16 protein-coding genes are annotated in these 17,628 nt (G+C 73.1%); 10 read left to right on the top strand and 6 right to left on the bottom strand.

The genetic code is table 11. The features are described 5' to 3' along the window. Nucleotides 1-128: 128 nt before the first annotated feature. The 5 genes from ACGH2B_RS15110 to ACGH2B_RS15090 all read left to right on the top strand — a co-directional run bounded on the left by ACGH2B_RS15110 (nt 129) and on the right by ACGH2B_RS15090 (nt 4,290). Nucleotides 129-524, top strand: a complete 396-nt coding sequence (locus ACGH2B_RS15110) for a hypothetical protein (RefSeq protein ID WP_399088941.1) — start codon at nt 129-131, stop codon at nt 522-524. A gap of 163 nt (nt 525-687) precedes the next feature. After that, entirely contained in the window at nt 688-1,965 is a 1,278-nt protein-coding gene (locus ACGH2B_RS15105; RefSeq protein WP_399088940.1) for a hypothetical protein, read from the top strand. A gap of 5 nt (nt 1,966-1,970) precedes the next feature. Further along, the gene (locus ACGH2B_RS15100; protein ID WP_399088938.1) at nt 1,971-2,552 is read left to right on the top strand and encodes a hypothetical protein; all 582 of its coding nucleotides are present in this window, start codon (nt 1,971-1,973) and stop codon (nt 2,550-2,552) included. Then, entirely contained in the window at nt 2,549-3,289 is a 741-nt protein-coding gene (locus tag ACGH2B_RS15095; RefSeq protein ID WP_399088936.1) for an ABC transporter ATP-binding protein, read from the top strand. The genes ACGH2B_RS15100 and ACGH2B_RS15095 overlap by 4 nt, the downstream gene beginning before the upstream one ends. A 302-nt stretch (nt 3,290-3,591) precedes the next feature. Further along, a complete protein-coding gene (locus tag ACGH2B_RS15090) occupies nt 3,592-4,290 on the top strand; it encodes a tectonin domain-containing protein (RefSeq protein WP_399088934.1) in 699 nt (232 codons plus the stop codon). Nucleotides 4,291-4,454: 164 nt separating this feature from the next. Here ACGH2B_RS15090 and ACGH2B_RS15085 read toward each other — a convergent pair whose 3' ends face one another. Continuing rightward, nucleotides 4,455-5,486, bottom strand: coding sequence for an NAD(P)H-dependent flavin oxidoreductase (locus ACGH2B_RS15085; protein WP_399088933.1), 1,032 nt, complete (start codon nt 5,484-5,486; stop codon nt 4,455-4,457). A 210-nt stretch (nt 5,487-5,696) separates the two neighbouring features. Here ACGH2B_RS15085 and ACGH2B_RS15080 point away from each other — a divergent pair, with 210 nt between their 5' ends. Then, nucleotides 5,697-6,560, top strand: a complete 864-nt coding sequence (locus ACGH2B_RS15080) for a LysR family transcriptional regulator (RefSeq protein WP_399088931.1) — start codon at nt 5,697-5,699, stop codon at nt 6,558-6,560. A 61-nt stretch (nt 6,561-6,621) separates the two neighbouring features. On the opposite strand, the gene hemB is transcribed toward ACGH2B_RS15080, so the two are convergent. The 5 genes from hemB to ACGH2B_RS15055 all read right to left on the bottom strand — a co-directional run bounded on the left by hemB (nt 6,622) and on the right by ACGH2B_RS15055 (nt 12,567). Continuing rightward, the gene (hemB, locus tag ACGH2B_RS15075) at nt 6,622-7,611 is read right to left on the bottom strand and encodes a porphobilinogen synthase (RefSeq protein WP_399088929.1); all 990 of its coding nucleotides are present in this window, start codon (nt 7,609-7,611) and stop codon (nt 6,622-6,624) included. A 126-nt stretch (nt 7,612-7,737) separates the two neighbouring features. Beyond that, nucleotides 7,738-9,399, bottom strand: a complete 1,662-nt coding sequence (locus tag ACGH2B_RS15070) for a uroporphyrinogen-III synthase (protein ID WP_399088927.1) — start codon at nt 9,397-9,399, stop codon at nt 7,738-7,740. Next, on the bottom strand, nt 9,396-10,418 hold the full coding sequence (gene hemC, locus ACGH2B_RS15065; RefSeq protein ID WP_399088925.1) for a hydroxymethylbilane synthase: 1,023 nt from the start codon (nt 10,416-10,418) through the stop codon (nt 9,396-9,398). Before hemC ends, ACGH2B_RS15070 begins: the two co-directional genes overlap by 4 nt. Further along, entirely contained in the window at nt 10,415-11,785 is a 1,371-nt protein-coding gene (locus ACGH2B_RS15060) for a glutamyl-tRNA reductase (RefSeq protein ID WP_399088924.1), read from the bottom strand. Before ACGH2B_RS15060 ends, hemC begins: the two co-directional genes overlap by 4 nt. Continuing rightward, complete coding sequence (locus ACGH2B_RS15055) at nt 11,782-12,567, bottom strand: redox-sensing transcriptional repressor Rex (protein ID WP_399088922.1); 786 nt, start codon at nt 12,565-12,567, stop codon at nt 11,782-11,784. The genes ACGH2B_RS15060 and ACGH2B_RS15055 overlap by 4 nt, the downstream gene beginning before the upstream one ends. A 333-nt stretch (nt 12,568-12,900) precedes the next feature. Here ACGH2B_RS15055 and ACGH2B_RS15050 point away from each other — a divergent pair, with 333 nt between their 5' ends. The 4 genes from ACGH2B_RS15050 to ACGH2B_RS15035 all read left to right on the top strand — a co-directional run bounded on the left by ACGH2B_RS15050 (nt 12,901) and on the right by ACGH2B_RS15035 (nt 17,567). After that, nucleotides 12,901-13,188 (top strand): glutaredoxin family protein, encoded by a 288-nt coding sequence (locus ACGH2B_RS15050; RefSeq protein WP_399088920.1) that lies wholly within the window; start codon nt 12,901-12,903, stop codon nt 13,186-13,188. A gap of 863 nt (nt 13,189-14,051) precedes the next feature. Further along, nucleotides 14,052-14,945, top strand: a complete 894-nt coding sequence (locus ACGH2B_RS15045; protein WP_399097014.1) for an HAD family hydrolase — start codon at nt 14,052-14,054, stop codon at nt 14,943-14,945. 358 nt (nt 14,946-15,303) lie between these two features. Further along, nucleotides 15,304-16,092 carry an ECF subfamily RNA polymerase sigma factor, BldN family gene (locus tag ACGH2B_RS15040; RefSeq protein WP_030287733.1) on the top strand — a complete coding sequence of 263 codons (789 nt, stop codon included), beginning with the start codon at nt 15,304-15,306 and terminating at the stop codon, nt 16,090-16,092. A gap of 284 nt (nt 16,093-16,376) precedes the next feature. Beyond that, complete coding sequence (locus ACGH2B_RS15035; protein ID WP_399088918.1) at nt 16,377-17,567, top strand: DUF5667 domain-containing protein; 1,191 nt, start codon at nt 16,377-16,379, stop codon at nt 17,565-17,567. The last annotated feature ends 61 nt before the right edge of the window (nt 17,568-17,628 follow it).

Genomic DNA, 17,628 nt, shown 5'->3' with positions numbered 1-17,628 from the left:
CCTTTTGACACCACACAGGAACCCCTTTAATCTCACTGGGCATCCAAGGGCGCATCACAGCACCCTGAAAAACATTCCCACGGGGGGAATCAGTGTTAAAAAAGAAAAGAATCGCAGCGGTCGTCGGTATGAGCGGCGCCCTTCTCCTCGCCACCGCACCGGCCGCCTGGGCGAACTGGACCAGCTCCGTCAAGGACGGCGGGGACGGCTTCGAGTCCCGGCGCTGGGCCGACGGGTCCTATTCACAGCTCTGGTGGAAGGGCTGCTACGTCTCGGGGTCGGGATCCACCTCCCACAACGCGGACGTCCGGTACTACCGCGACCTCCCCTTCCAGCCCGACCCGGGCTACGACGAAAAGCGCTTCACCGCCTGCTTCAACTCTTCGGACAGCTCCATGGGCGAGTGGCACAATCTCCCGAGCGGCAATTACTACTTCGCCATCACAGGCGTAAGCAATAAGGCCGGAAATGCTTACGTCGACGTGGAAAAGGTCGCCGTCGACACCAGCGCGGCCGATAAGTAGCGGAAACCACGCGGAATTCTCCGCCGCACCGGAAAGCAACAGCACGGCATACGGGCCGCCGCCTGGGGAATCCGGCGGCGGCCCGGACCGGCCCGAGGCCGTCGAAGCCCTGCCGACGCACCGGCGCCCGCGGGCACGGACACCGCTCCCCACCGGAGAAACCTTGAGACTCTTACTGCGGTTCCGCAGCAGCAGCGCCGCATGGGGCGCCCTCTTCGCCATCCCGCTGACATCCTTCTACTTCTTCGTCACCGTCCTTCCGGTCGTGGACGACGGCCTGCACTACGCACCGCGTGCCGTCTCCCTCTCCCTCACCCCCATGTACGCGTTCGCGTACGCCATGGCGTCGTGCCTGGGCGCCTGGGAGAGCGGACGGCTCAAGGAGTACGGGGTATGGGACCTGGCTCCGGCCCGGTCCCGGTACCGCGTCGCCGCCGAGGTACTGCTGCCCGTCGTCTGCGCCGCGTCATTGACCCTCGTGCTCCCGGCGGCGCTGGCGCTCGTCGCCGCCGGGGCCGCTCCCACGGCCGGGAGCCTCGGGCCGCTGCTCATGGCCGTTGTGCTCTGTGGCGCGCACGCCGTCATCGGGTTCGGTGCCGGGCAGCGCGTCCCCCGCTTCATCGCCGCCCCCCTGCTCGCGGTGGCCGTATGGATCCTCGTCGCCTTCTCCCACACTGCGACGGCCTACTGGCCCCGGCATGTGGCCGGGCAGTTCCCGGGTGACCTCATGTTCGGCGAGGAGGCGACGTGGCTCTCCCTCGCACCGCCGCTGTTGTTCACCGGGGGAATCGGCCTCGCGGTGGCGACCCTGTGGCTTCCCGTCCGGCGTGGCCTGCTGCGCCTCGTCCCGGCGGCCGCCCTCGCGGTCGTACCGGCCGCGGGCGCCCTGCATCTCGTGGGCGACTGGGACCACAATCCACCGCTGGCGACCGGCCGCGGCGCGATGCGCTGTGCCGGAACAGCCCCCGAGGTGTGTATGCCGCGGGAGCGGTCGGAGCATCTGGAAGCCGTGCGGCGCGCGGCCGTGTCCGTCCTCGCGGACTTCGCCGCGGCGGGCGTCCACCGCTCACCGCAGCGCATCACGGACAGCATCAACCACGGGCGTTTCGCCGGGCATTCCCGGCCCGGCGAGTGGCAGCTCCCGCTCTCCGCCGCGGCCGCCACCGGACAGGCCCGCGCGCTCCTCACCGACGCCGCCGTCGGGCTCGGCTGCCCCCGTCCCTCCCCCGTCCTGGCGACCGCCCTCTCCTCCTGGGCGGCACGTACCACCGGTGAGGAGTCCGCGCTGCGCCACCGGCAGGCCGAGGAGAGGGACCCGGACGCCCGGGGCCGGCGGAAGGCGGCGGAGGCGCTGCTGCGGAGGGTGTACCGCGAGCCCGCCGCGGAACAGGCCCGTTGGTTCGAGGAAAGCCGCCGTCAGGCGTGCCACGGCGGCGGGTGACGGACATGCTCTGGTGGCTCAAGGCGCGCCGCGCCCTGATCGTCCTCCCGGTCGCGCTGGCCGTGTATCTGCTGTACGTCCTGGCGTCCCGCGACACCTTCGTCGCGCTGCCCTCCCTCGTCGGTGGGAGCAACGTGGTGCTGTCGTCCTTCGCCCCCGTGCCCGTCGTGGCCGGGCTCGCCGTCGTGCTGTCCGCCCGGCTGCCCGCGGCCGAGGTCTCGGGTACCCGCCGCGTCGCCCGGTGGGACACGGCGCTGGTCACAGCCGTCGTGCTGACGGCCGTGGTCCTCGGGCTGCTGCTCGTGCCCCTCACCGGGGCCACGCAGGCGGCTGCCGCCGGGCGCAACACCGCCTTCCTCACCGGACTGTTCCTCTGCGCGCGGACCGTCACCGGCCCGCGCGGCGTTCTCGTTCCGGTCGCGTGGCTGATGGCCGTCGTCCTGCTCGGATTCCGGGCCTCGGGCGACCCGTATCCCTGGACCGTGGTGCCCGAACCGCCCGGCGCCCCGCACGCCGCCCTCGGGGCGGCCGTACTGTTCCTGGCCGGGATCGCGACCCTGCCGCGTATGTCGAGGAAGCTGTCATGACCCTGGAACTGACCGCCTGCACCTACTCCTACGGCCGCCGCAAGGCCCCCGTCCTGCGGGACTTCGGCTTCCGGCTGCCGGAGGGCCTCACCATCCTGCTCGGGCCCAACGGTGCCGGGAAGTCGACGCTGCTCAAGCTGGCGGCGGCCGTGGTGCAGCCGCGCTCCGGCACCGTCCGCCTGGGGCGGCTGTCCTCCCGCAGTGCGGCGTACCGCGCCGCCGTCGCCTGGATGCCGCAGCACATCACCGCCATGCCCGGCCTCACCGCGCGCGAATACGTCGCCTACGTGGGCTGGCTGAAGGGGCTGAGCCGCAGCGACGCGTGGGACCGGTCCTCCGGGGCCCTCGCCGCCGTCGAGCTCGGCGAGCGGTCCGGTGTCCGCACCGACCGGCTCTCCGGCGGGCAACTGCGCCGCGTCGGTGTCGCGGGCGCGCTGGTCCATGACGCCCGGGTCCTGCTCCTCGACGAACCCACCGCCGGCATGGATCCGCACCAGCGGCGCGTCTTCCGCACGCTGCTGAATGGACTGACCGACCGCGTACAGGTGCTGCTCTCCACCCACGACGTCACCGACCTCGCCGAAGAGGCCGGCCATGTGGCGGTGCTGCACGACGGCGGGCTCCTGCACTCGGGCCCCACCGCCACGTTCCTCGCCCATGCCCCGCACGGGAGCACACCGGCCCGCGCGGCGGAGGAGGCGTACACGGCCCTGCTGGGCGCTCGCGCGACGCCCTGATCCGGCGCGGGGCCGCCACCGCTCCCGCATCCCCGCAAGGCCACCCGCGCGGCACGGCCGCCCCCAACGGGTGACTTGCAAAGACGTCCCGCTCTGTCGATCCCTCGCCGGCAGGACCACCGATCGAGCCGCGAGGGCCGAGGGCGGCGGGGCCGCCTCCCTTTCCGTGACCGGAAACACCGCACCAAACAGGCTGCTTTCAGTCGTATTGAAGATCAATCACGACATTGTGCCGTTTGGTCCTCCGCTGCCCTGCCGAAGTTCCGGACGTACCGTCCACGAGCAGGGAAAGTGAGCGTGGCATGGCTTCTTGGAAGCAGATCTCCGGCGCCCTGACAGCGATCTCGGCCGGTTCCCGGACCAACGTCTGGGGCGTGAACTCGGCCGGCAACATCTACCGGTACACCAACGACGACGCCAACCCCTGGACCCGCATCCCGGGCGCCCTCACCGACATCGGCGCAGCCGCCGACGGCACCGTCTGGGGCGTCAACTCCGCCGGCAACATCTACCGCTACACCGGCGACCAGAGCCCCAACACCTGGAAGCAGGTCTCCGGCGCCCTCACCCGCATCTCCGCCGGATCCCGCACCAACGTCTGGGGCGTCAACTCGGCCGGCAACATCTACCGGTACACCAACGACGACGCCAACCCCTGGACCCGCATCCCGGGCGCCCTCACCGACATCGGCGCAGCCGCCGACGGCACCGTCTGGGGCGTCAACTCCGCAGGCAACATCTACCGCTACACCGGCGACCAGAGCCCCAACACCTGGATCCAGATCTCCGGCGCCCTCACCCGCATCTCCGCCGGATCCCGCACCAACGTCTGGGGCGTGAATTCCGCCGGCAACATCTACCGGTACTCGGGCAACGACGCCGATCCCTGGATCCTCATCTCAGGCGCCCTCACCGACATCGGCGCGGCCGCCGACGGCACCGTCTGGGGCGTCAACTCCGCAGGCAACATCTACCGCTACACCGGCGACCAGCCGAGCTGAGCACGCGGCGGCGGGCGGCGGCCGCCGGGCCGGGGCGACGCGTACGGCGGGCGTGTCCCGGCACACGCGCCGCCCTTCGCCGCCGCCCCCTCCCGGCACACGCGCCGCCCTTCGCCGCCGCCCCCTCCCGGCACAGGCGCCGCCCGCCCTCGCCGCCGCCCCCCTCACAGGGCGGCGGATGCCTCCGCCCACAGCTCCGCCGTCAGCTCCCCCGCCGGAACGGCCCGTGTCCCGCGGTGGTGGACGCCCGCCCACAGGCTCAGGCCGTGCGGGTCGCCCGCGGCCGCGGCGGCGGCGCGCAGCGGCTTGGTGAGCTGGTTGACGAGCGGGTAGGCGGCCGGGGCGGAGGCGTCGTGGTCCTCGATGAAGCGGTTGCGCAGCCCGCGTGCGCAGCGGCCGGAGAACGCGCGGGTGACGACCGTGGCGGCGAACTCCGGCCGGGTCAGCGCCTCCCGGTACGCCGGATGCGTACCGGCCTCCGGGGTCCGCAGATACGCGGTGCCCAGTTGCGCGGCCGTCGCCCCGGCGGTCAGGGCGGCCGCGATGTCCGCGCCGGTCGCCAGGCCACCGGCGGCGATCAGCGGCAGCCGGGTACGCGCCGCGACGGCCGGCAGCAGCTCGGCCAGCGGCATCGGGTCCGGCTCGGCGTACGGGTCGAAGGTGCCGCGGTGTCCGCCCGCCTCCGGGCCCTGCACACAGAGCGCGTCGGCGCCCCGCGCCTCGGCCTGCGCCGCCTCGGCGACGGTGGTGACCGTCACGACCACCCGGCTGCCCGCCCGCCGCAGCGCCCCGGCCACCTCGGCGGGCGGCGCGCCGAAGGTGAACGACACGACCGGCACCGGGTCTTCCGTCAGCAGCGCGATCTTCTCGTCCCAGAAGTCGGTGTCACCCCGGTCGGGCTCGGGCAGCGTCACCGACCGGCGCGCCGCCTCCGCGGCCAGCTCCGCGCGGTACGACGCGACCGTGTCCGGGTGCGGGACGTCCTGCGGGACGAAGACGTTGACCCCGAACGGGGCGCCGGTGCCCGCCCGCACCCCGGCGATCTCCTCGGCGAGCCGCGCCGGCGTCTTGTACCCGGCGGCGAGGGTGCCGAGGCCACCGGCCCGGCTCACGGCGACCGCCAGCCCCACGGAACCCGGACCCCCGGCCATCGGCGCCTGCACGAGCGGAACACGCAACTGGGACAGGTCGAACACGGTGGCTCCTTCGGTGCGGGACACGGAACTGACGTGGCGGCGGACCGGAAGACGCGACCGCCCGGCCGCGCCCGCCGGAAATCGGAAAAGGCCGGAGGCAGGACCAGGCCGAAAGCGGAAACCGCCCGGAAAACCCGGCCGCTCCGCCACTTTACGGAGCCGCCGCAGCGCCGGGAAATGCCTCTCGGCGCTGAACTATGCTTCGCGGACATGGATCTGGAATTGCGGCATCTGCGCGCTTTCACCGCGCTCGCGGACCACGGCTCCTACACCCGCGCCGCGGCCGCCTCCCACCTCACCCAGCCCGCGCTCTCCCGCACGATCCAGCAGTTGGAGGCGGCGTTGGACGTACGCCTCGTCGACCGCTCGTCCCGGCACACCACCCTCACCCCCGCGGGCCGGGACTTCCTCGGCCACGCCCGCCGCGTCCTCGGCGACCTCGACCGGGCCGTCCGGGAGATGCGCGCCCACCGCACGCTCCGCCTCGGCTTCAGTTGGCTGCTGCCCGACCCGTGGGCGCAGCACGCCCTCGCCCGTTTCGAGCGGGCCACCGACGCGGAGGTCACCCTCGTCCGCGTCGACGATCCGGCCGCCGCCCTCGCCTCGGCGACCGTCGACATCGCCGTGTTCCGCGGCCACACCGCACCCGCCGGGGCGATTGTCCATCCGCTCTTCGACGAAGAACGTATCGCCGCCGTGGCGGCCTCTTCCTTTCTCGCCGACCGCGAAAGCATCGACTGGTCGGAATTCCACCGGTGGCCGCTCGTGGTGAATACCGTCACCGGCACCACCACCCCCGATTCCTGGCCCCCCGGCGCCGCCCCGCACACCGTCATTCCGTGCGCCAATTACGACGAATGGCTGGAGACCGTGGCCGCCGACCGCGGTGTCGGTGTGGTCCCGGCGCCGGCCGCCCGCCGCGTCGGCCACTCCGGGGTCCGCTTCATCCCGCTGACCGGCGCCCCCGCCGTCCCCGTCCGCCTCGCCCACCTCACCGCGGGCGGTGACCGCCGGCTGCTCCGGGAATTCCTGCACGCCGCCACCGCCGCCGGGAGCGAAGACGGCGTCCGGTGACCGTCTCCACGGTCACCGGACGCCGCACCACCGGACACGCGCCCCACGGGCGCGCCCCCGCTCACAGCCCGCGCGCGACCTCCGTCGCCCAGTACGTCAGGATCAGATCGGCGCCCGCCCGCTTGATGCCGGTCAGCGTCTCCAGGATCGCCTTGTCCCGGTCGATCCAGCCCTTCTCCGCCGCCGCCTCGATCATCGCCAGCTCCCCGGAGATCTGGTACGCGGCGACCGGCACGTCCACCGCGTCCGCGACCTTCGCCAGCACGTCGAGGTAGGGCAGCGCCGGCTTCACCATGACCATGTCGGCGCCCTCGTCGAGGTCGAGCGCCAGCTCCCGCATCGACTCGCGGAGGTTCGCCGGGTCCTGCTGGTACGTCTTGCGGTCGCCCCGCAGCGACGAGCCGACCGCCTCGCGGAACGGCCCGTAGAACGCCGACGAGTACTTCGCGGTGTACGCCAGGACCGACACGTCCTCGTGGCCGGTCTGGTCCAGCGCGTCCCGGATGACGCCGACCTGACCGTCCATCATCCCGCTGGGCGCCACCACATGGGCGCCCGCGTCCGCCTGGACCTGCGCCATCTCGGCGTACCGCTCCAGCGTCGCGTCGTTGTCGACCCGGCCGTCCGCGTCCAGCACCCCGCAGTGGCCGTGGTCGGTGAACTCGTCCAGGCACAGGTCCGACATGATCACCAGATCGTCGCCGACCTCGGCACGCACGTCCCGCAGCGCGACCTGGAGGATGCCGTCCGGGTCCGTACCGACGGTGCCCGCCGCGTCCTTCTTCGCCTCCTCGGGCACGCCGAAGAGCATGATCCCGGAGACGCCCGCCTCCAGCGCCTCGACCGCCGCCTTACGGAGCGTGTCCCGGGTGTGCTGGACGACGCCGGGCATCGCCGAGATCGGCACCGGCTCCGAGATCCCCTCACGGACGAACGCCGGGAGGATCAGATCGGCCGGGTGCAAACGGTGTTCGGCAACCATCCGCCGCATGGCGGGGGTGGTCCGCAGCCGCCTGGGCCGCGCGCCGGGGAAGGTTCCGTACTTCGTCATACCGTCCACGCTACGCCCGCCCCGCCGCTGCCTTTGCCGACGCGACGTCGGGCCCGCGGCCCCAAAAACAGCGCCGCCCCGCACCCGCCGGAGCGGATACGGGGCAGGGCACGGCACGGGCCGGCGCTACGGCGTCGCGCGGCGCCGCCGCGAGCCCGGACGGCGCTCGCTGGGCCGGGTCACCGGGTCGCCCGCCTCGATCGCGGCGTCCCGGCGCGCCGCGCCGAAGTCCGCCAGCGCCTCGGCCAGCTTGTGCACCGACGGCTCCGGCGACATCACGTCCACCCGCAGCCCGTGCTCCTCCGCGGTCTTCGCGGTCGCCGGGCCGATACAGGCGATCACCGTGACGTTGTGCGGCTTGCCCGCGATACCGACGAGGTTGCGGACGGTCGAGGACGAGGTGAAGAGCACCGCGTCGAACCCGCCGCCCTTGATCGCCTCACGCGTCTCGGCCGGCGGCGGCGACGCCCGCACCGTGCGGTACGCGGTGACGTCGTCGACCTCCCAGCCCAGCTCGATCAGGCCCGCCACCAGCGTCTCGGTGGCGATGTCGGCGCGCGGCAGGAAGACCCGGTCGATCGGGTCGAAGACCGCGTCGTAGGGCGGCCAGTCCTCCAGCAGCCCGGCCGCCGACTGCTCACCGGACGGCACCAGATCGGGCTTCACACCGAAGGCGACCAGCGCCTTCGCGGTCTGCTCCCCGACCGCCGCGACCTTGATCCCGGCGAACGCGCGGGCGTCGAGCCCGTACTCCTCGAACTTCTCCCGGACCGCCTTGACGGCGTTGACCGAGGTGAAGGCGATCCACTCGTACCGGCCGGTGACCAGGCCCTTGACCGCCCGCTCCATCTGCTGCGGGGTACGCGGCGGCTCGACGGCGATCGTCGGGACCTCGTGCGGCACCGCGCCGTACGAGACGAGCTGGTCGGAGAGCGACGCGGCCTGCTCCTTCGTCCGCGGTACGAGGACCTTCCAGCCGAACAGCGGCTTGGACTCGAACCACGACAGCCGGTCGCGCTGCGCCACGGCGCCCCGCTCACCGACCACGGCTATGACCGGCTGCCCGCCGTCCGGCGACGGCAGCACCTTCGCGGCCTTCAGCACCTGCGCGACCGACCCGAGGGTGGCGTTCCAGGTGCGCTGGCGGGTCGTCGTCCCGGCGACGGTGACCGTCATCGGGGTGTCGGGCTTACGGCCCGCCGACACCAGCTCACCGGCGGCCGCGGCCACCGAGTCGAGGCTGGTGGAAACGACGGCGGTCGCGTCGGAACCGCCCAGCTCGGCCCAGCAGCGGCCGTCCGCCGTGCGCGCGTCGACGAACCGGACGTCGGTGCCCTCGGCGTCCCGCAGCGGCACCCCGGCGTACGCGGGGACGCCCACGGCGGCGGCGATACCGGGCACGACCTCGAAGACGATGCCCTCGGCGGCGCACGCCAGCATCTCCTCGGCGACGTTGCCGTCCAGACCGGGGTCGCCGGTCACGGCACGGACGACCCGCTTGCCGGAGCGCGCGGCCCCCATGACAAGATTGGCGGTGTCGCGCAGCGAGGAAACTTCTGCGGGCATGACGGGCTTTGACGCCTCGTCAGTTGACGCCTGCAGCGGAGTGTCCACCTGCGGACGGGCGTGCGTACGCACGACGTCCAGCACCTGCGGGTCGGCGATCAGGACGTCCGCCTGGGCCAGTGCCTCCACGGCACGCAGCGTCAGCAGACCCGGATCTCCCGGCCCGGCACCGAGGAAGGTGACCTGACCGGAGGCGGAGTGATTCGGGGCGGTGGGGTTCAAAGTGCTCGCTCCCCCATAAGACCGGCCGCACCCTTGGCGAGCATCTCGGCGGCGAGTTCACGGCCCATGCGCAGCGGCGTCGTGGCGTCGTCGGGAGAGGCGGGTACGTGCCCGGTGGTGGACAGCTGCACCAGCGCGCTGCCGTCGGTCGTGCCGACGACGCCGCGCAGGCGCATTTCGGTGACAGTCTGTTCGCCGGCCATGGGGCCTCCCCCGCTCGAACGGAGCCGAGAGTTCGGGGGAAAGTCGGCCAGCGCACCCACAGGTGCGGAGCAGCCGGCCTCCAAGGCGGCGAGCAGGGAACGCTCGGCGATCACGGCGGCCCTGGTCAAGGGGTCGTCGAGTCCGGCGAGCTGGGCGGCGAGGTCCGCGTTGACCGCGGCACACTCGACCGCCAGTGCCCCCTGGCCGGGGGCGGGCAGAACCATGTCGGGCGACAGCAGCTCCGTCGCCTCGTCGATACGGCCGATCCGGGTGAGCCCGGCGGCCGCCAGTACGACGCCGTCCAGCTCGCCCTTCTCGACGAAGCCGATACGGGTGTCGACGTTCCCCCGTATCGGCACCGCCTCGATACGGCGGCCCAGCGACCGCGCCCAGGCGTTGAGCTGTGCCATCCGCCGCGGGGAGCCCGTCCCCACCCGGGCGCCGTCCGGCAGCTCCTCGAAGGCGAGCCCGTCGCGGGCGATGAGCGCGTCCCGCGGGTCCTCGCGCCGCGGCACCGCCGCCAGCGTCAGCTCCCCGGGCTGCGCCGTCGGCAGGTCCTTGAGCGAGTGGACCGCGAAGTCGATCTCCCCGGCGAGCAGCGCGTCGCGCAGCGCGGAGACGAACACGCCGGTGCCGCCGATCCGCGCGAGCTGCTCGCGGGAGGTGTCGCCGTACGTGGTGATCTCCACCAGCTCGACGGGGCGGCCCGTCAGCTCGCGGACCGCGTCGGCGACCTGTCCGGACTGGGCCACGGCGAGCTTGCTCCGCCGTGTGCCCAGCCGAAGGGGCGTACCCCTCGTTGTGCTGTCAGTCATGCCCGCTCCCGTGCTGCATCGTGCCTGTCGGCCCGCGTATCGGCCCTGCTGACGGCGGCGACCGTCTGGGGGTCGAGATCGAAGAGTTCCCGCAGCGCGTCCGCGTACCCGGCGCCGCCGGGCTCGCTCGCGAGCTGCTTGACCCGCACGGTGGGCGCGTGCAGGAGTTTGTCGACGACCCGGCGCACGGTCTGGGTGATCTCCGCGCGCTCCTTGTCGTCCAGGTCGGGAAGGCGGCCGTCGAGGCGGGCCATCTCGCTCGCCACGACATCGGCGGCCATGGTGCGCAGCGCGACCACGGTCGGCGTGATGTGCGCCGCCCGCTGCGCCGCGCCGAACGCGGCGACCTCGTCCGCGACCAGGGACCGCACCTTGTCCACATCGGCCGCCATCGGCGCGTCCGCGGACGCCTGAGCCAGCGACTCGATGTCGACGAGGTGCGCACCCTCGACACGGTGCACGGCGGCGTCGATGTCCCGCGGCATCGCCAGGTCCAGCAGCGCCAGCTCCGCGGTGCGCCCGGCGCGGGCGGCGGCGACCGCCTCGGCGCCGAGCACCAGACCGGTCGCCCCCGTACAGGAGACGACGACATCGGCGGCGGCCAGCTCCGTGTCCACGGCGGCCATCGCCACGGCGCGGGCCCGCAGGCCGGTCGCGGCGCCCGGGCCGCCCGGCTCGGTGAGGATCCGGGCCAGCCGCTCGGCGCGCTCCACGGTGCGGTTGGCGACGGCCAGCTCACCGATCCCGGCGCGGGCCAGGGTGGTGGCGGCCAGCGACGACATCGAACCGGCGCCGATGACCAGCGCCCGCTTGCCGCGCGCCCAGCCCTCGACGTCCGGGCCGCCCGCGAGCTGCTCCAGACCGAAGGTGACGAGCGACTGCCCGGCCTTGTCGATACCGGTCTCGCTGTGCGCCCGCTTGCCGACCCGCAGCGCCTGCTGGAAGAGATCGTTCAGCAGCCGCCCCGCGGTGTGCTGCTCCTGAGCGACGGCGAGCGCGTCCTTGATCTGCCCGAGGATCTGCCCCTCGCCGACGACCATCGAGTCCAGCCCGCAGGCCACCGAGAACAGGTGGTGGACGGCGCGGTCCTCGTAGTGGACGTAGAGATGGGGCGTCAGCTCGTCCAGCTCGGCGGCGCCGTGGCGGGCCAGCAGCGTGGACAGCTCGGCGACACCGGCGTGGAACTTGTCCACGTCCGCGTACAGCTCGATGCGGTTGCAGGTGGAGAGCACCGCCGCCTCGCTCACCGGCTCGGCCGCGACGGCCTCCTGGAGCAGCTTCCCCCGCACCTCGGGCGCGAGCGCGGCCCGCTCCAGCGCGCTCACGGGCGCCGTGCGGTGACTGAGTCCTACGACGAGCAAGCTCATGCCGGCATCACGGCGGGGACGTCCCCGTCCGGTCCCTTGCGGTCGTCGGCCGGTGCCGCGGCCGGCTCCGCGACGGCACGGGCCGCGGGCGCCGGTGCGGCCGCGGCCACGCCGCCGTCGTCGCCCGCCTTGCGCTGCTCGTGGAAGGCGAGGATCTGCAGCTCTATGGAGAGGTCGACCTTCCGTACGTCCACACCGTCCGGGACGGTCAGCACGGTCGGCGCGAAGTTGAGGATCGAGGTGACACCGGCGGCGACGAGCCGGTCGCAGACCTGCTGGGCGGCGCCGGCGGGCGTCGCGATCACGCCGATCGAGACGCCGTTGTCCTCGATGATGTGCTCCAGCTCGTCGGTGTGCTGCACCGCGATTCCGGCGACGGGCTTCCCGGCCATGGCGGGATCGGCGTCGATCAGCGCGGCCACCCGGAAACCACGCGAGGCGAACCCGCCGTAGTTGGCGAGCGCGGCGCCGAGATTACCGATACCGACGATGACAACCGGCCAATCCTGGGTGAGGCCGAGTTCGCGCGAGATCTGGTAGACGAGATACTCCACGTCGTACCCGACACCGCGCGTCCCGTAGGAGCCGAGGTACGAGAAGTCCTTCCGCAGCTTGGCGGAGTTGACCCCCGCCGCTGCGGCCAGTTCCTCGGAGGAGACCGTGGGGACCGAGCGCTCGGAGAGCGCGGTCAGCGCACGCAGATACAGCGGAAGCCGGGCGACGGTGGCCTCGGGAATCCCTCGGCTTCGGGTCGCCGGTCGGTGAGTTCGGCCAGTTGCCACGGTGCTCCTGCGGGTAGAGCGGGGCTGCGGGCGGCCATACGTCACCCGGTCGCCCTGTCCTGTGCAGGCTATGTCTTTGTGAACGCGTGCACAAAGATGATGTCCGCTTTGTCTGGCCAAAGTGATCGGTGTCACGCGGCTTTTGACGCCGTTCGCGGAACCAACTTCCGCACCGCACCGTTCGCCCGCTACCCGCAGGTCACACGGGTTCGCCGACGGGAGCACGCGCCCTCACTCCTCACCGCTGTGCCCCCGGAAACCTACAAATCGCCCACCGATGGTAGTCGACCTCCGAGCCGTCCCGTGCCGCCGCGCGCCCGGCACAATGACCCCATGGCCCCCTCGTTCGGCATGTTCAGCCGCGCCCCCCGCAAGAGCCCCGCAGAGCGCACCGTCACCCTCATCGGGAAGCCCGGCTGCCACCTCTGCGACGACGCCCAGGCCGTCATCGAGCGGATCTGCGCCGAGACCGGCGCCTCCTGGGAGAAGAAGGACATCACCGAGGACGCCGAACTGCACCGCAAATACTGGGAGCAGATTCCGGTCATCCTCGTGGACGGCGCCCAACACGACTTCTGGCGCGTCGACCCCGCCCGCCTCCGCACCGCCTTGGGAGCCTGAGCCGGCCCCGGCCCTCCACCGCCCTGGGGGCCCGGGGCCGAGACCGGGGCCGGAGCCGGGGCCGGAGCACGTCCGCGCGGCCCCGGGAGTCTGAGGCCGGGGCCGGAGCACGTCCGCGCCGTCCCGGGAGTCTGAGGCCAGGCCCGGGGCCGGAGCACGTCCGCGCCGCCCCGGGAGTCTGAGGCCGAGCCCGGGGGGCTCCTCCGCGCCCTGGGAACCGAGGCCGGGGCCGGGGCGAGGACAGAGCATGTCCGCGCCGCCCCGGGAGCCCGAGGCCAGGCCCAGGGGGAGGCACCTCCGCGCTCCCCGGGGCCGGAGGCCACTCCGGAGGCCGCGCCCCGCCCGCGCCCGCACGTTCACCCCGCCCCCGGAGCCGCCCCCCGACGCCCCGTACACCTCACCGCCCCGGCCCCGCGCGCCCACTCACGCCACTCCCGTACGGAGCCTCCGTACGCCCCGGAGCCGTACGGCACCCGGCCGTGGCCCGCCCCGGCACGGGCCGCGACACCGCCCCGGCCTCCCGCCCGGCCCGTCACCCGCTCTTCGGCTCCCCACCCGTCGCACGACACCGGGCCGTCACCGGAACCACCGAAGCGACTGGCTACGCTGTCCGTATGGCCCGCCCGTCGCCCGACCACCGCCCCGGTAGGAGTCCCTTCGGGACGCCCGACACGCCGTCGCCCGACCACCGCCCCGCCGGCGGTCCCCCCGGAGCGCCCGGCACCCCGTCGCCCGAGGAACAGCCCGGCGCGGCTCCCTCCGACGCGCCCGCCGCCCCCGGCAACCGCCTCGGCGCCGCGCTCTCCGGGGTCCGCGCCCCCGCCTGGCTCGGCCGCCGCCGTCGCCCCGCCACCGCCCGCAGCGTGCTGGCCGGCGAAGCCGCGGCCGAGGCCGCCCGCAAAACCTCCCAGGAGGCCGAGCAGACGGAGCAGACGGAGACCCTCACGGGCGCCGCCGCGGAGGAGCCGGAGTTCCCGGTCGTCGGCGACGACCACGCCGCCGCCTTCTTCGACCTCGACAACACGGTCATGCAGGGCGCCGCCCTCTTCCACTTCGGCCGCGGCCTCTACAAGCGCCACTTCTTCCACAAGCGCGACCTGGCCCGCTTCGCCTGGCAGCAGATCTACTTCCGGCTGGCCGGCTCGGAGAACCCCGAGCACATGGCCGACGTCCGCAACAGCGCCCTCTCCATCGTCCAGGGCCACCGCGTCTCCGAGCTGATGTCCATCGGCGAGGAGATCTACGACGAGTACATGGCCGAACGCGTCTGGCCCGGCACCCGCGCCCTCGCCCAGGCCCACCTCGACGCCGGCCAGAAGGTCTGGCTGGTCACCGCGGCGCCCATCGAGACCGCGACGATCATCGCCCGGCGGCTCGGCCTGACCGGCGCGCTCGGCACCGTCGCGGAATCCGTCGGCGGCGTCTACACCGGCAAGCTCGTCGGCGAGCCGCTGCACGGCCCCGCCAAGGCCGAGGCGGTCCGCGCCCTCGCCGCCGCCGAGGGCCTCCAGCTCGCCCGCTGCGCCGCGTACAGCGACTCCGCCAACGACATCCCGATGCTCTCCCTCGTCGGCCACCCCTACGCCATCAACCCCGACGGACGGCTGCGCAAGCACGCCCGGGAACACGGCTGGCGGCTGCGCGACTACCGCACCGGACGCAAGGCCGTACGGATCGGCATCCCGGCCGCCGCCGGGGTGGGCGCGCTCGCCGGCGGTGCGGCCGCCGCCATCGCCCTCCAGCGCCGCCGCCGCTGACCCGCCCGTCCCCGTACGCCGCCGCTGACCAGGATTGATCACCGGCAGCCGGGCGCGTCCGTTCACCACGGCGCCCCACCCCGCCCCACCTGCGGTCCGGTTGCTGGCGCTCCACCACAACACGCCCTCCAACCAGGCAGATTGCGTCACCTTTCGATCAAAAGCTGCTCAGTAATCGATACTACTTCCGCCACTATTCAGGCACGGACCGTAAGTAATCGACGATTTGAACAACTGGGTGTAGCGCTGCCTATACGAAGCGTTATTCTCCTCAGACGCATTCCGGAACCCACACGTCCCTACGACGAGTGAATGGTCCCGCACTGCACGTGATGGAAGCTCTGCCTCTGGGAGTCCCGTGTACCCACACGTCGGGGTTGACGCCTCGGGCCTGGCTACGCTGCGTACGACGCTCGTCGACCACCTGCGCAGTTTTGTCCCCACCGCGTACGCCGTCCCCGCATTCGCCACAGCCGTCCCCGCCGGCCCCTGCTACGCCCTGGCCGACGGGAGCGCGGCGGTCGGCAAGCCCGCGACCGCCGGCAGATCCCGCCGCTCCGGCACCGGCACGACCACCGCCCGCCGCCCCGTCGACAGCGACAGCCGTCGCATGATGGACCTCGTCGAACGCGCCCAGTCCGGGGAGGCCGAAGCCTTCGGCCGCCTCTACGACCAGTACGCCGACACCGTCTACCGCTACATCTACTACCGCGTCGGCGGCCGGGCCACCGCCGAGGACCTCACCAGCGAGACATTCCTGCGAGCCCTGCGCCGCATCGGCACCTTCACCTGGCAGGGCCGCGACTTCGGCGCCTGGCTGGTGACGATCGCCCGCAACCTCGTCGCCGACCACTTCAAGTCCTCCCGGTTCCGCCTGGAGGTCACCACCGGCGAGATGCTCGACGCCAACGAGGTCGAGCGCAGCCCCGAGGACTCCGTCCTCGAATCGCTCTCGAACGCCGCGCTGCTGGAGGCGGTCCGCAAGCTCAACCCCCAGCAGCAGGAGTGCGTGACCCTGCGCTTCCTGCAAGGTCTCTCGGTCGCCGAGACCGCCCGCGTGATGGGCAAGAACGAAGGCGCGATCAAGACCCTTCAGTACCGCGCGGTGCGCACCCTCGCCCGATTGCTGCCCGAAGACGCCCGCTGACCCTCGCCCACCCCGCCCTCCCGTCCGCCGCCCGGTCACACGTACGTCCACTTTCGGTGACGTACGGTGAGCGGCCGTGCCCCCTCGGTCAGATCATCGTGTGTGCGTAACCCGTGTGCCGCGCCGCTCGTTGTGCGGGATGCAGGCTCCAAGCGGTCACGCCCTGTCCGCTGCCGCTCACTCCTTCGAGTGGCCGCGGAGGGCGGCGTGCAACCGTCCGGCCCGTCTGGATGGTCCAAGCCAGTCAGGGGAGCCGAGCGGGATGACGAGAGGAGGTGCCGCCCGTGATCACACATATCTCGGTGCACCGGCGGGCCAACGCCTTCGCCCAGGCCCTGGAGGACCAGACCTCCCGGGGCGCGGCCGAGGACCAGGACGACGCCGCGGCACAGACGCCGGGTGAAGCACGACTGTTGGCGGTGGCGGACGGCCTCGGGGAACTCCCGAAGCCGGAACTGGCCACCGAGGTGAAGAGCGTCCAGCGCGCCCAGCTCATGGCCGCGATGGAGGCCGCCTTCGCCGAAGGCACGCCCTCCGACGGCGCCCGGGTGCCCGGACAGCGTTCCCCCGGCGGCGCCCACCGCGCCGCCGAGCAGCTCGGGAAGCTGCGCCCGCGCTCCCGGCTGACGAAGCGGCTCGCGGCGGGCGGCCTGACCGTCGGCGTCGCCGCCGGCGCGTTCAGCGGTGTCGCCGCCGCCAGCTCCGACGCACTGCCCGGCGACTCCCTCTACGGCCTCAAGCGCGGCATGGAGGACTTCAAGCTCGGTCTGACCGACGACGACGCCGACCGCGGCCGGCTCTACCTCGACCAGGCCGCCACCCGGATGCTGGAGGCCCGCCGCCTGATGGAGCGCGGCCGCGCCGCCGACCTCGACCACGAATCACTCGCCGAGGTCCGCCGGACCCTCGCCGGGATCACCCACGACGCGGGCGAGGGCCACCGCCTGCTGTACGCCGCGTACGAGCGGGACGGCTCCCTCGGCCCCATCGAGACGCTGGATTCCTTCACCGCCTCCCACCGCGCCACCTGGACGCAGCTACGCGACCGGCTCCCCACTCAGCTCACCGACGCGCGAGACGAGGTCAGCTCGGTCTTCGACGCGATGGACAAGCAGGTCAAGCCGTTGCGCGGCCTGCTGCCCACCCCGGAGAAAGCGGCGCGGCAGGGCGCCTCACCGGCCACGCCGGACCGCGCGTCCGGGCAGCCGAACCCATCGGCCTCCGAGGAGCGTGCCCCGTCCGGCGCCGAGGGCGACGCCCGCCACCCGGCCGGCCCCTCGTCCACCCCGTCCGAGGAGCAGGGGCTGCTCGGCGGCGACACCGGCGGTCTGCTGGGCGGCTCCGCCCACGACGACCCCACGCCGTCGCACAGCGGCGGCAAGGGCTCCGCTGACCACCCGGACATCACCGTGCCGCCGCTCATCCCGGGCCTGCTGCCCGGTCTGGGCATCGACGGCGAGAACACCCGCGGCTGACGGCGTACGGCCCGCTTCCCGCCCGGCGGCACAACCGGGCGGGGAGCGGGCCGTAACGCTG

The sequence above is a fragment of the Streptomyces sp. BBFR2 genome, assembly GCF_044497305.1.
Lineage (GTDB): Bacteria > Actinomycetota > Actinomycetes > Streptomycetales > Streptomycetaceae > Streptomyces.
This window is presented reverse-complemented; position numbering and strand designations above follow the sequence as displayed.